The sequence below is a fragment of the Burkholderia sp. E168m23 genome (genome assembly GCF_016586125.1).
Classification (GTDB): Bacteria; Pseudomonadota; Gammaproteobacteria; order Burkholderiales; family Burkholderiaceae; genus Burkholderia; species Burkholderia orbicola.
The window spans coordinates 1-1,003 of record NZ_BCPP01001488.1; the positions used below are offsets into that span (position 1 = coordinate 1).

1 protein-coding gene and 1 pseudogene are annotated in these 1,003 nt (G+C 71.1%); both read right to left on the reverse strand.

The features are described 5' to 3' along the window. A pseudogene (locus JMF90_RS38370) lies at window positions 1-411 on the reverse strand (hypothetical protein); the annotation flags it as partial. Then, window positions 408-1,003 (reverse strand): hopanoid biosynthesis-associated protein HpnK (gene hpnK, locus JMF90_RS38375; protein WP_201326473.1); only part of this gene is annotated, 596 nt, incomplete at its 5' end. The gene hpnK and the pseudogene JMF90_RS38370, both read right to left, overlap by 4 nt.

Here is a 1,003-nt window from a genome sequence, read left to right on the forward strand (position 1 = left end):
CACGAGGCCGAGCGCCGCGAACGCATACTGGACGACGATCGTCACGAGCACCTCGACGATCACCGACGCGGTCACGCGGCTCGCGTCGGGCACCTGCCAGCGCGCGAGCCGGATGCCGACGATCTCGCCGCCGATCCCCACCACGGGCAGCAGCCGGTTCACGGCCTCGCGCACGGTCGCGATCCACCACAGGAACGGCAGCGAACTGCGCCGGTCGAGCAGCTGGTGCCAGGCATACGCATCGAGCAGCAGCGGCAGCGCGTGGAACGGCACGAGCCACAGCAGCGCATAGCCGGCGCGCGCGAGCATCTGCGACACGTCGCCGACGCCTTCGTGCAGCCCCAGCGCGAGCAGGATGCCGATGCCGATCGGCCAGCCGAGCCACTTGATCCACTTGATCCACTTGCTCATGACGGCTGCGCTCCCGGTGCGCGCGACGCGTGCGCGCCGCGTCGGGCCGCAGGCTCGCCGAATACGTCGGCAAAGCCGCCGGTCGCGACGCCCGCCGCCTTCAGCGCGGCCGCGACGCGCGGCGACAGTAGCGCATCCAGTTCGTCGACCGGACGGTAGCCGGCCATCGTCGGCGTGATCGGGCCGTCGCCGGCCTCGGCCGGATGGCAGTAGATCTCGCCGACGCCCGGCGGCAGCTTCGCGAGCGCGTCGAGCAGCACGGCCTCGTCCATCGCGCCCGTCTGCTCGATGCCCACCACGTAGTCGTTGTGCGCGAGCCCCGCCCGGTCGAGCCGCGCGCGCACCAGCGCGATCCACGGCTTGAGCAGCGCCGGTGCGCTCGTTTCGTACGGCAGCCGCACTGCGCGCAGCCCGTAGTCGCGGCCGATCTCGATGATCATCGACAGCACGGTCGGATGCAGGTGGAAATGCTTGTGCGCGTTCACGTGGTCGAGCGGCAGGCCGCTCGCCGCGAACGCATCGAACTGCGCACGAATCTCGCGGCGCAGTTGCGCGCGCACGTGCGGCAGGAAGAAGAAGCGACAGCCGTCCT